This window comes from Parafrankia colletiae, assembly GCF_001854655.1.
Taxonomy (GTDB): Bacteria; Actinomycetota; Actinomycetes; order Frankiales; family Frankiaceae; genus Parafrankia; species Parafrankia colletiae.
In genome coordinates this window covers 89,750-101,967 of the sequence record NZ_MBLM01000129.1, presented here as the reverse complement: position 1 = coordinate 101,967, position 12,218 = coordinate 89,750, and the positions used below count along the sequence as shown (strand labels likewise).

Genomic DNA, 12,218 nt, shown 5'->3' with positions numbered 1-12,218 from the left:
TTTCTCACCCGAGCCGGCGTAGCCGAACTCGGCGGCGTTCTCCTCGGTGTCGGGCACGTCGACCTCGAACCCGTCGACCGCGAGCAGCAGCCGCCCCCGCAGCCACGCCCCGCGCGTGGACAGCGTCGCGACCGGGCCGGCGACCCGCTCGAACACCTCGGCCATCACCTGAGGGCCCAACCGTTTACGCGCCTGGGTGATCCCGCTCGCGCTCGGCGGCGCCCACACCGCGTCCCAGCAACCGAACCGGTCCAACGACCCGGTCACCTTCGCCGCGACCTCGGCGTAGTCGTCGTCCGGGAACAGGCACATCCCCAACGTCAGATAGGCCGTCACATGCGGCGGCAGCTTCCCGCCCGCCCGCCGCGYCCTCACCCCGCAGACGGCGACCGCCTCGTCCACCGCGTCCCGCGGGACCGCCGTCACCAACACCCCGACCGACACCTGGTCCGGGGTCACCATCGAAGCCACGAACCGTGACCAAACCACCCACCAGCACAGATGCCACGCCGCCACGCCGTACCAACCCACCAGCCAGCACCAGCGGAAGATCAACCATCCAAGATCGACTTAAGCTTCACGGCATTGGGCCTCGGACCACCGCCACGTGCGGGCGGGCCCGGACCCGCCGCCGCGCGGGGGAGCCGGGGTTAAATTCTTTCAAGACAAGGTGGCGACTTGTTCGTCAGGCTGTACGAGGTGCCCTGGGGTCGTCGACTGGACACGGCGGAGGCACCCTGCCTCGTGACCGCACAACACCGAGGTCGGAGGCGTGTCGCCGGGCCCATTCTGGGGACAGCACCGCGTACGACCTCGGAAGATGCACCGGCCGCACCGGAAAATCCGACACTTTTAGTCATATCCCTAGACTCCTCATTAGGGGGCATGACCCGTGAGTAAGGACACGATGAAGGACGGTCGCGTGTTCCCGACCGGGGCACTACCGCCGCTCGACGGTGAGCTGTCGCTCGACGCCGGCGTTCGGGCGGCCGCTGCGGACGACTTCGGCCACGTGGTCGAGAAGACGCCGCTGGGAGTCCTTCGACCCGCCTCGGCCCGGGACGTCGCCGTCGTCACGCGATGGGCGGCCGAAAACGGGCTGAAAGTAGCCGCTCGGGGGCGAGGCCATTCCACGTTCGGCCGGTCGCAGGTCGATGCCGGCATCGTCGTCGACATGGCGTACTTCGACGAGATCCATCGCGTCGGCGACGACCGCGTGACGGTCGGCGCGGGTACGACGTGGCGCTCGGTCGTCGCCGCGACCCTGCCCGACCACCTCACGCCGCCCGTTCTCCCGAACTACCTCGATCTCTCCGTCGGTGGCACCCTTTCCGTCGGCGGGATCGGCGTGTCCACGCATCAGTACGGTATGCAGACCGACAATGTGTGTGAACTCGAGGTCGTCACCGGCGACGGCGAGATCCTGATCTGCTCGCCCGAGACGAATTCCGAACTGTTCAACAGCGTACGAGCGGGTCTCGGCCAGTTCGGCGTCATCATCCGCGCGACGCTCACGCTCGTCCCCGCGCCCGACCGGGCCCGCACGTACGTCCTCAGCTATGCCGACCTGGAAGGCCTGGCGGCCGACCAGCAACTGCTTCTGCGCAGAGGCGGAGTAGACCATCTGCGGGGCTCGATCGTCCTCGATGACGACGCCTGGCAGCACCAGCTGGAGATCGCGGTCCTGCTCGGAGCGGACGACCATCCGGACGACGATGTCGTCCTGGCCGGTCTGGCCGACGATCGGTCGCACGCTCAGATCGACGACCTGTCCTACGCCGAGTACCTCGAAGCCTTCGACCGATTTACCGAACTCCTGTGTTCGACCGGTGAATGGGCAGACCCACATCCGTGGTGGATGACTTTCCTCCCTGGATCGGTCGCGGTGAAGGTCGCTCACGAGGTGATCGCAGACCTCGTTTCCGAAGACCTCGGCGGCCACGGATTCGTCGTATTCTATCCGCTGGACAAGGGCCAGATCACGACACCACTGGTGAGGATGCCCAACGAAGAGATCGTCTTCGTGTTCAACCTCGTCCGGTTCGCGTCTACCGGACCCGAGCACGTCGAGCGCCTGCTCGAACAGAACTGGACACTCTATCGTCGCGTACTCACCGCCGGCGGCGTTCTGTATCCTGTGAGCGCCTTCCCTCTCACGCCCGAGGAGTGGGAGAAGCACTTTGGTTCCGCGTGGCCCATGGTCCGCGAAGCGAAGGGCCGATTCGATCCCTCGCGCTGCTTCACACCCGGCTACGAGGTGTTCTAGTTCCGTGACCGGCATTAGCGGGGGGTGACGGCGGCCGAGGCTCGCGTCCGCCCAGCGACGGGCGTGTGTTCGGGTGCTCGGCCGTGTTCTGGTTCCGGGGCCGGCATGGTGGCRTTTCCTTCGACGCCCGCCAGCCGGAGGATCGCGATTCCCACCGCGAGGACCCAGAACATGAGGAAACTGGCCGCGAACGCCGTCGCTCCCCAGCCGACCGCGCTGTAGAAGTCGGCGGCGTCGGAGCCGAAGAAGACCGACGGCACGAACGCCAGGTTGGCCGCGGCGAGGAGGTACGCGGTCGCTCCCACCCAGGAGTGCAGTAGCCGTGTACGTGAGACCGCGAAGCCGGACGCGACCAGGAACAGCGCCGTCATCGTCCGGCCGGTGGCCCCGTACAGGAGGAATTGGCCAGGGGCGAGGGGACCGTCCACGGTGGGGTCGACGGGCACTTCGGAGACGATCACAGTACCGGCTTCGAGCGACTGCGAGACCAGCACGCCCGTCACGTACACGAGACCGGCGCACAGCGCGGTCGTCGCCACCCAGTCAAGGGTCGGGTCCGCGTGCCGGAGAATATTCCAGAAGCCCACCAGGAAAGCGATCAGGAAAGCGCAACCGAACAGGCTCAGCAGAATACGCGTGAGGACGTTCCAGTCGGGCGGAGCGCCGGAGTACATGAAGTACAGCGGCGTCTGCGCCAACAGGAGCACGCCAGCGCCGACTCCGGCAATTCCTACGACGCGGCGAATCAGTGTCTCGTCCACTGTTGTTCCCCAATCTGATTCTTTCGGGGCTCTGTCGGATGTGGTCCCGCCCCCGGCTCCTCCCTTCCCTCGGGCCGTGGGGTCACGGCGTCGCGCGAGGGCGGCGTGCGCCACGCTACGAGCTACCAGGAAGGCTGTCTTGAACGGAATTAACCTCCTCCTCGTGGGCGCGGACGGTCACAAATTGCCTGGTCGTCAACACCTGGCCCGAACGGCTCCATCATCGGCAAACCACCTGCGCGATCATCGGCAAACCACCTGCGCGCGAAACGTCATTGCGCAGCATCCACAGGATGCCTTGCGCCTGTGTAGATCTCGCCGTTGCCGAACGAATCCCGAACTTGAGTCGTCACCTCCGTGACGGGGCTCGGAGTGGCCCCGTCCCCGCGCAAGCCGCACGGCAGGAATCCCCGGCCTTCAGCTTCAGGTCGGGGAGGACGTCAAACAGGAGATTCCTGGTGTGGGCGGCGAGAATCCGGCGGCGAAGTGGGACAGCTACCGCCGGTGCGGCGCCCGCCCCTCATCTCGAGGAGATCAGGTCCACCAGGGTGGCGATCAGATCCGCTGGTGATACGCGGCGGGGGGACCTTCGGAACGACTGCGTGTTCAGGTGGTAGCCGATGAGCGTGCTCCTGATCGTCTCGGCGAGAGCCTGCGGGTCGCGCCGGGGGATYTGCCCGGTCTTCATGAGCTGGTCCAACCGGTGGGTGCTGGCGTCGAGGGCGGCGTTGTAGAGGGCCTCCACCTCGTTGAAGAGGGTGCCCATCGCGCGGGCGTCCCGGCCGATGATCGCCTCCAGCCTGCCGAGCTGGTCCAGCGTCGTCAGGGTCTGGTGGAACTCCAGTGCGAGGGCGACCTTCACATCCGCGACGRCCGGCTCGCCGGGTTCCGCGTCGCGGAGCGTGGCGCGGTACCGGTCGAGTTCCCGCCGGACGACGACCCCGAAGAGCGCCTCCTTCGAGGTGAAGTGGCGGTAGAACGAGCCGGATCCGGCCCGCAGCCCGGCACGGGCCTCGATGTCGGAGACCGTGGTGCCGGCGAGGCCGTTGCGGGCGAACAGGGTGAGTCCGGCCTCCATCAGGCGGTCGCGGGTATCCCGGGCCATGCCTCATCCTAGTGCGCCAGAAGATCCTTTTTGAATGCAAGAAGATTCTTGCAAACTGCGGATGGAGGGTGGTACGAACGAAGGGCGCCCGGAGCGTGCGAACCGTCACATCCCACCAGTCGGAGGAAATCATGTCCCCCACGGTCACCAGGCTGGCGCCCGACATCGGTGCCGAGATCAGCGGCTACACCGGAAGGGATCTTGTTGACGAGGCGGTCGCCGCCGAGTGCAAGGCCGCGCTGGACGAGTACGGCGTCCTCGTGTACCCGGAGCTGCACATCGAGGATGGCGACCTGGTCCGGTTCAGCCGGCTGCTGGGTGAGGTCGTGGTGCCGRAGGTCAACGACCCCGGCGAGTATCCGGAGATCGCCCACATCACGCTCGACCCGGAGAAGAGCGTGCTGGCCGGCTACCGGCAGGGAAACTTCCTCTGGCACATCGACGGCGCGACCGACGAGCTTCCCCAGCGGGCGACGTTGCTCACCGCCCGCGAGGTCGACCCCGCCGGCGGCGACACGCAGTTCGCCAACACCTACGCCGCCTACGCAGCCCTCTCCGACGAGGACAAGGCCGAGATCGCTGACCTGCAGGTCGTCCACAGTTTCGCGACCGCCCAGCGGATCGCCTACCCCGACGCCGGCGAGAAGCAGCGGGCGAGCTGGGAGGGGGTGCCGACGCGGCTGCACCCCCTGGTCTGGACCCGTGCGAACGGGCGGAAGTCCCTGCTGGTCGGGGCGACCGCGGGCACGGTCGTCGGCTGGTCGGAAGAGCGCAGCCGGGCCCTGCTGGACCGTCTGCTCGAGTGGTCCACCAGCCCCCGGTTCACCCTCCGGCACCAGTGGCGCCGCGGCGACCTGGTGATCTGGGACAACACCGGCATGCTTCACCGCGCCCTGCCCTTCGAGCCGACCTCGCGCCGGCTGATGCACCGCACCACGCTCGTCGGCCAGGAGCTCGTCACAGCCCGGTGAGGGCATGGGTCACGAGACCTGAAGCGAGTTCGGGCCACGGGCCGCCGGCACCGGCCCGAACTCGGTCAGGCTGGTTCACCGTTTGGATGCGACGGCAGCCTGATCTCCAGCGGCAGCGTGGTCGCGGCCAGCTCCGGCCGGGCCTTGCAGCACCCTGTCATCGCCCTGTCATCGCCGTGGAGAACACCGCCGGCCTCGTGGAGGTCGCCGCGGGCGGGTCCGTGTCAGGTTCCGCACGGCCGCAGCCGCAGGGTGCCGTCCGGGTCGAGGGCGAACCGGGTGCCGAAGCCGCCACTGATCCGATCGAGGATTCCGCGCAGCCAGGCCGCGTCCGCGGGCGCAGCGCGCTCCAGCCGTATCCGCCGTGCCTGCAGGGGCACCATCCGCAGGCCGGTCAGGGCAGCGGTGTCCGGATCGAGGGAGACGAAGTACGCCAGTCGCAGATCGTCCCGGTAGCCCTCGTAGCCCGGGATGCCCTCGTAGTCGTCGACGAAGTCTCCGCAGCCGTACAGGACGAGCCGGTCCCGGTACACCTCGACCGGCCGCGGGTGGTGGGACGAATGGCCGTGCACGACATCCACGCCGCCGTCGACCAGCTGGTGCGCGAAGCGGATCTGGTCGTCGCCGACGTCGTAGCCCCAGTTGGATCCCCAGTGAACCGAGGCCACGACGATGTCGGCGGGGCGCTTCACGGGCCGGATGCGGGCGATGATCTCGACCGCGGCGGCCTCCGACAGCTCGGGGACGACGTCGACGCCGGCCCTGTCCGCCGTCGCGGCCCACGCCCGCGGGGTGCCGCTGGAGGGCAGGGCGAACGAGAAGACCACCACCCGCCGGGCGCCATCGAGCGGAACCACCGCGGGGCGGCGCGCCTCCTCCAGATGGTGACCGGCTCCCACCGGCGTCAGCCCGGCGGCGGACAGCGCGCCGAGGGTCTCGGTGAGCCCCTGCCGTCCGAAGTCCAGCAGGTGATTGTTCGCCAGCACGCACACATCCGGTCGGGCGGCGGCCAGGCAGGGCGTGTTCGCCGGACTCATCCGGTAGTGGATCGCCTTCTCCGGGGCTGGTCCGCCGCACCGGGTGATGCTCGTCTCCAGGTTCACCACCCGCACATCGGGCTGGACCTCGTCGAGCACGGACAGTGCTTCGCCCCAGGGCCAGGTGAAGTCGACCGGCCACGGGACGGGGCCGTTCACCGCCTCCGCCAGCCCGACGTAGTCACAGGCATCCCGGACCCACGGCTCCGAGAGCTTCGGGTCACCGGGATGCGGCAGGATCTGGTCCACCCCGCGGCCCAGCATCACGTCGCCGCACAGGAACAACGTCACGTGCCGCGGTCGTCGGGCGCTCCGTGGTGTCATCGCCACACCTCACCCGGCCACTTCGTCTCGTGGCCATCTGACCGAGCCCTCTTCGCTACCCAGAGTTAACGATGATATCTCACGGTCGCCGCGAACGCGTTTGCTCATGGAAAGGGTGCGCGTCGTGGGTCACCTGATTGCCGGAATTGTCGTCGAAGCGGTCGGAGCGGCGCTGGTCGTGCTGCTGACAGGAGGGCTGACGTACATCGGCCTGACGAGGGGGTCCGCGGATGCGCCTTCCGGGTAGCTGATCGGTAGGGCGTCTGCCAGCCGCCGTCCTCCACACCCTCACCCCACCCCTGCTCGACCGGTTCGAACCGCGCACGGAACCCGGCCGGCGCGACCGCGTCGCCGGCCGAAGGGCGAGTTCGTCCGCCGCCGTGAGGCAGCCGGAGGGGGTGATGGCCGAGCCGAGTGGTGACCTGCTGCCCGGCGACTTCACCGGACCGGTCCGCCGGTCGGGAACAGCCCTGGCCGCAGACGCGGCAGCGCTGACACCGGCGTCGGTAGGTCGGCTCAGCCGGTGGGCGCCGCTCCCCGCCGAGCTCACCTCGCTGGTCACGCTCGTAGACACGCAGCCTCGCCTGCGCCGTCAGCTGGAACGGGCCCTTGGCCAGGAGAACGCGGAACTCGACGCCATGCTGCCGCGGGTAGCCGTCGTCGCCCGCGGCACACCGGTACCCCTCGGGCCGACCAGCTCCGGGTCGAGCCGGCGCACAACGGTCAGCGCGAGCCGGCGACCGGGTCGGCCTGACGCGGTCGCCGGGCTGACCGGGTACTCCGGCCACGCCCGGTTGGGGGCGAGGTCTGGCCACTCAGCGAGGTCGAGAAACGTGCTACGCACGTCGTCCGGCAGCCCCGCCGTGGCGCGTCGGGCGCAGCGGTGTGCAGGGCGAGCGGTGTCGCGCGCAAGGCCGACGGGATCGATCAGGCCCTCAGCAGGCCCACCGTCCTGCTGGCGCGGCCACCATGCCGAGCCGCTCGGGCTCCATCGTGGGTGGGCCGGCGGAACCCGCAGGCACTTCTACGTCTGCGCTGGTCACCGTGTACTTGCTGGCATTTCGTCACCCTCCCGAAGTGAGGGGAAGGGCCCCGCCGGCATTGCGCGCGCTTACCAGGCTGTTCCCTCTGGATTCATCCGCCCTAAACCCCACGGATACCCGCATGTTTTGTAAAAGTTGACAAGATACCGATAAGTTCGTACCAATCGGACGGTATCGGTAGCATTCGACGGCAGGAACAGGTCAGGGGCGGAGAAGGAGACGTCTGATGTCGGCCCCKAGGCGCAGCACCGCTCCCAGTCGCTGGCAGGTGATCGCCCTCTTCGCCGTCCTGCTGTGCGTGACGTCAGTGCTGCTGGGTAGCGCGGCGGCGCAGAACGCGCAGGTGTACTTCTCCTGGGACGAGACATCGACCCAGTCGACGGCGGCAGGCCCGTCGGGTGAGACGCCGGGCCAGCAGGGCGCCGGTCGGTCCTGGCCCGCCGCGAGCCGGCCGACGACATCCGCCCCCGCCGCTGCCGCGTCCGCTCCGGGGCCCGTCTCACCCGCTGCCCCCGGGGCTGGCGCTGGTCCTGGCGAGGCCACGAGCGCGCCGGTTCCCGGCGCCGCCCGCCCGCCCGTCACCGCGCCGCCGACTCGGCGCCCGACATCCGCACCCAGCCTGAATCCGGTCCCCTTGGGGGCGGCCGGGTCCGTCGCGCCTGCGCCGGCCCGGGCCGCCACCCCCGCGCCGAAGCCGGCACCGGCGCCGCCACCCCCGCTCGAGATCACGAGCGTCGCGAACGGCAAGTGCCTGGCCAACAAGGGCGGCAGGAACATGGGCACCCAGTACTGCCGCAAGACCCTCGCCGAGAAGTGGACCATGTTCGGCTACGGCTCGGTCATGCTGGTCAACGCTGGCAACGGCCTGTGCCTGGACAGCAACGACCAGAACCACATCTACGGCCTGGCCTGCACCGACACCCGTCGTCACCAGCAGTGGCGAGTGGTGGAACGCGGCGGCGGCACCATCGACCTGGTGAACGTCGGCAACGGGCGCTGTCTGGCCAGCGTGGACTCCGGATACCCCTACACCGTGACCTGCGACGCCGACGACATCCTGCAGCGGTGGATCATCCGCCGCTAGTCGRCCGCCCTCCGCCTCCCTGCGCCCCCACACCGCCCCCAGGATGTCCCCGAGCCACATCCGGCCGTTCGCCGCGCTCAGGCCGTGCGCGCCTCGGTGCTGCTGCTCAGTACTGCCAGCGCACCGCGAACGACCATGAGGAAGGTCTCCTCGATCAGGGCCGCGGTCTGCTCGGTCGGTGCACGGTTCCACCGGTGCAGGATCGGGTTGATCGCCGCCAGCARCATCGAGCTCGCGGCAGTCGCCTGGTCCTCGCCGATGCCGTACTCCGCCGTCGTCCGCGCCGCGAAGGCGCGGACCGTCGCCTCGTCGCGCTCGTCGCGCTCGCGGTCGAGGTCGAGGCTCACCGCCCCGGCGGCGCGCAGGGCCAGGAACACCGCCCGGCGTTCCAGGGAGGCCCGCAGCGCTCCACGCAGGAGTGCGCGGTACATGCCTTCGACGGTTTCCGCGGCCCGCACCTCGGTGGCCAGCTCGGCGTGCAGGAGCACCGCCTCGCGGCGGTAGACGGCCGCGAGCAGCGTGCCCCGGTTGGCGAAGTGCTTGTACAGCAGCGCCCGGCTGACCCCGGCGCTGTCCGCCACCGCGTCCATCGACACCGCGTCGGCGCCGGCCGCCACGATCAGGGTCGCGGCGGCGTCGAGCAGGGCCTCACGGCGGTCGGCACCGGAGCGCCGCGTCCTGCCGCCACCCGCTCTCTCCGCCACGGCGGCGGGCCCTGCCACGGCAGCGGGCCCTGTCGCAGCCCCGGTACCTGCCGCGGCGGCGGACGGGCCGGGCGGGTTCGGGTGCCTTGCTTCCCTGGCCGTCATGGTGTCATTCTGTCACCCGCATTAGGTGACAAAATGTCACCTGGCTCGGGAGGTGCGGATGACCTACTCCGGTCAACAGAAGATCTTCGACGCCGACAGCCACCTGATGGAGCTGCCCGACTTCCTCGACGACTTCCTCACGGCGGACCAGCGCGCCACGATGCGCCGCGACGCGCTGGCCGCCCGACAGGCGCTCATCGCCGTCGCCGTCGCCGGAGCCCGGACACGTCGCGACGACCCGGTCGCCGCGGCGGCGGCCGACGAACGGTTACTCGAGGACAAGGGATGGAGCGCGCTCGGCGGATTCGACCCCGCCGAGCGGGCGCGGGCGCTGGACCTGCTCGGCTTCCGCGGGCAGCTCGTCTTCGCGACGTTCGYGACGTCGCTGTTCCGTGGCCCGGACCTCGACCGGCTCTACATCGGAAGCGCGGCGCACAACAGCGCGATGGCCGCGTTCTGCGCCGCGGACAGCAGGCTGCTGCCGGTTGCGTACGTGCCGCTGGCCGACCCCGAGCGGGCGCTCGCGACCGCGGCGGCCGCGATCGACCAGGGATGCGCGGCTGTCATGGTGCCGTCCACCCCGGCCGGTGAGCGTGCCCCGACGCATCCCGACCTGGACCCGTTCTGGGACCTGTTGAGCTCGGCCGACGTGCCGTTCGTGCTGCACGTCGGCGGCGGCGCCATCCCGATGATCGACCGGGCCTTCCACAACAACGGYAGGCCGGTGACCGACCACCTCGGCGGGGGCGAGAACCTGCGGTCGAAGGACTATCTGGCGATCCATCACTCGCCGGCGGTGTTCCTGGGTGCGTTGATCCTCGACGGGTTGTTCGACCGTTTCCCCGGCCTGCGCGGCGGGTGCATGGAGCAGGGCGCCGGTTGGGTGGTCTCCTGGCTGCGGCACCTGGACGCCGCCCAGCAGGCCTTCAGCCGGACGGAGGAGCCGCTGCGGGCGCTGCGGCACCGGCCGTCCGACTACGTCCGCCGCCATCTGAAGTTCACGCCGTTCCCGAACGAGCCGGTGGGTTGGATGATCGAGGCCGCCGGGGCCGAGCTGTTCATGTTCTCGTCCGACTACCCGCACCCCGAGGGAACGACGGACCCGATCAGCCGGTTCGAGGCGAATCTCGTCACCGCGAGCACGGCGGAGCGGGAGCTCTTCTACGCCGGCAACTTCGTCGAGCTGATCGGCAGGCGGCAGGCCGTCGCCGCGCCCTGACCGCGGTGCCGAACGGCGCCTGACGGCGATGCCTGCCGGTGGTGTCTTACGGCGGTGTCTGACGCGACGCCTGTTGGCGGTGTCGCCGGCCCGCGGGGTCCGTGCGTGCGGACCCCGCGGGCTCGGCCATCCGGACGATCGACCCGACCCGTGCCGTCAAAGCAGCGGCATCGGCTCCAGTCGACTGTTCGGTTCAGGAACCCAGCATCTGCAGTCCGGCTGGAACCGCACCACCCGGCTGGTGTCCGCACCGTCGAGCTTGCCGGGCAGGAACGACGAGGCGCCCGCCGCGGGGAGGGTGACCCTGCCGATCCGCTGGACACCGTCGGCGAACGTGCGCCGGTCGAGGTCCCGCCCCGCGTTGCGCAGGCCAGTCTCGAAAATTTTGAACAGGGCACAGGCGCCGGACACCGTGGAGACCTTCGTGCGGTCGTTCTCGTCGACCGGGTTGCCCGTCTGGCGGGCGTAGACATCGAGGCACGCCTTCTCGTCGGCGGCGAGCGGCAGGCCGGCGACGGTCTCGCCGACCCGGTTGTTCGCGGTGCCGATCGCGTCGACGTCCAGCGGGAACCTGCCCGCGGAGAGGTCGGTGGTGCCGGCGGCGAACGGTGAGAAGATCCACTGTGGCCGGAAGCCCGCCTGCTCCGCGGCGGCCATCAGACCGGCCGTCGGGTAGTAGCTGGTGGTGGCGACGATGGTGGTGACCCCGGCGCGCCTGAAGCCGTCGATCGCCACCCGGTACTGCCGCGACTGCTCGGCGATGTCGGTCGACAGGGTGAACCGGCTCGCGACGGGCTGGCCGCGCCCGGTCAGCTCCGGGACGAGGGCCGCCTCCACGGCGTCGCCGTCGGTTCCACCGCTGCTGACCAGCCCCACGGTGCGGCCCTCGAGCACGTTCGTCCGGTCCAGCCACTCGGCGAAGTTGCGCAGCACCCGCTCCTTGGCGGTGGCCATCGTGATCAGCATGCCCTGCGCCGACTGGTACCAGGCCTCTGGCTGGCCGTCGGCGGCGATCACGATCGTGTCGTTCTCCTCGGTGAGGCACCGGACCGGCGGGCCGCTGAACCCGGCCACGGTCAGGACGGCGAACACCTTCTCGTCGCGGGACCACGCCAGGCAGTCGGCGCGCATCGCCGTCTGGTCGATGGGGTTGGTGGTCCGGAACACCGGCTCGATGCGGCGGCCGTTCACCCCGCCGCGGGCGTTCATGTCGTCGACGAAGGACCGCAGGATCCCGGCCAGGTCGACCGAGGCGGTCGGCAGGCCGGCCGCCGTCAGTACCTTCGCGTCCAGCACCTGGATGCCCACCCTGATGGTGGAGCCGGTCACGCCGGTCGCGTCCGCCGGCGCCTGCAGCGGCCCCTCGGGCGGCCGGGCCTGCGCGGGGCCGGGCGGTGCCAGCAGGTTGACGCCGCCGCCCCGCGGGCTGGCCGACGTCGCCGTCGCGTCCGGCGAGGTGCCGGAGCTCCCGCCGGTGACGACGACGAGTACGACCACGACGACCACGGCCAGGACGGCCGCGCCGCCCAGGTACCACCGAGTTCTGGCGGCTCTGCCACCACCCCGCCGCAGCGGACTGCCCACCATCGCCTTCTCCTC

At 70.1% G+C, this 12,218-nt stretch carries 11 protein-coding genes; 4 read left to right on the top strand and 7 right to left on the bottom strand.

Translation table 11 applies throughout. The features are described from left to right. A partial coding sequence (locus tag CC117_RS20690; RefSeq protein ID WP_198541926.1) for a transposase domain-containing protein occupies positions 1-462 on the bottom strand: 462 nt, incomplete at its 3' end. A 460-nt stretch (positions 463-922) separates the two neighbouring features. Between CC117_RS20690 and CC117_RS20685 the strand changes: the two genes are divergently transcribed. Continuing rightward, positions 923-2,266 (top strand): FAD-binding protein, encoded by a 1,344-nt coding sequence (locus CC117_RS20685; RefSeq protein ID WP_198541925.1) that lies wholly within the window; start codon positions 923-925, stop codon positions 2,264-2,266. A gap of 14 nt (positions 2,267-2,280) precedes the next feature. Here the strand turns inward: CC117_RS20685 and CC117_RS20680 are convergent, their stop codons facing one another. Next, the gene (locus CC117_RS20680; protein ID WP_198541924.1) at positions 2,281-3,027 is read right to left on the bottom strand and encodes a hypothetical protein; all 747 of its coding nucleotides are present in this window, start codon (positions 3,025-3,027) and stop codon (positions 2,281-2,283) included. Positions 3,028-3,547: 520 nt separating this feature from the next. After that, positions 3,548-4,132 (bottom strand): TetR/AcrR family transcriptional regulator, encoded by a 585-nt coding sequence (locus tag CC117_RS20675; RefSeq protein ID WP_071086646.1) that lies wholly within the window; start codon positions 4,130-4,132, stop codon positions 3,548-3,550. 131 nt (positions 4,133-4,263) lie between these two features. Here CC117_RS20675 and CC117_RS20670 point away from each other — a divergent pair, with 131 nt between their 5' ends. Continuing rightward, positions 4,264-5,103, top strand: coding sequence for a TauD/TfdA dioxygenase family protein (locus tag CC117_RS20670; RefSeq protein ID WP_071086645.1), 840 nt, complete (start codon positions 4,264-4,266; stop codon positions 5,101-5,103). Between the two features lie 224 nt (positions 5,104-5,327). On the opposite strand, the gene CC117_RS20665 is transcribed toward CC117_RS20670, so the two are convergent. Next, a complete protein-coding gene (locus tag CC117_RS20665) occupies positions 5,328-6,464 on the bottom strand; it encodes a CapA family protein (protein WP_071086644.1) in 1,137 nt (378 codons plus the stop codon). A gap of 592 nt (positions 6,465-7,056) precedes the next feature. After that, positions 7,057-7,308, bottom strand: a complete 252-nt coding sequence (locus CC117_RS37075; RefSeq protein ID WP_131803106.1) for a hypothetical protein — start codon at positions 7,306-7,308, stop codon at positions 7,057-7,059. Positions 7,309-7,733: 425 nt separating this feature from the next. Between CC117_RS37075 and CC117_RS35100 the strand changes: the two genes are divergently transcribed. Next, positions 7,734-8,591 (top strand): RICIN domain-containing protein, encoded by an 858-nt coding sequence (locus CC117_RS35100; RefSeq protein WP_084132476.1) that lies wholly within the window; start codon positions 7,734-7,736, stop codon positions 8,589-8,591. A gap of 77 nt (positions 8,592-8,668) precedes the next feature. Here the strand turns inward: CC117_RS35100 and CC117_RS20650 are convergent, their stop codons facing one another. Then, a complete protein-coding gene (locus tag CC117_RS20650; protein WP_084132474.1) occupies positions 8,669-9,400 on the bottom strand; it encodes a TetR/AcrR family transcriptional regulator in 732 nt (243 codons plus the stop codon). A gap of 58 nt (positions 9,401-9,458) precedes the next feature. Here CC117_RS20650 and CC117_RS20645 point away from each other — a divergent pair, with 58 nt between their 5' ends. Further along, the gene (locus tag CC117_RS20645; RefSeq protein WP_071086640.1) at positions 9,459-10,619 is read left to right on the top strand and encodes an amidohydrolase family protein; all 1,161 of its coding nucleotides are present in this window, start codon (positions 9,459-9,461) and stop codon (positions 10,617-10,619) included. Positions 10,620-10,775: 156 nt separating this feature from the next. Here CC117_RS20645 and CC117_RS20640 read toward each other — a convergent pair whose 3' ends face one another. Then, positions 10,776-12,206, bottom strand: coding sequence for an ABC transporter substrate-binding protein (locus tag CC117_RS20640; RefSeq protein WP_071086638.1), 1,431 nt, complete (start codon positions 12,204-12,206; stop codon positions 10,776-10,778). Positions 12,207-12,218 lie beyond the last annotated feature (12 nt).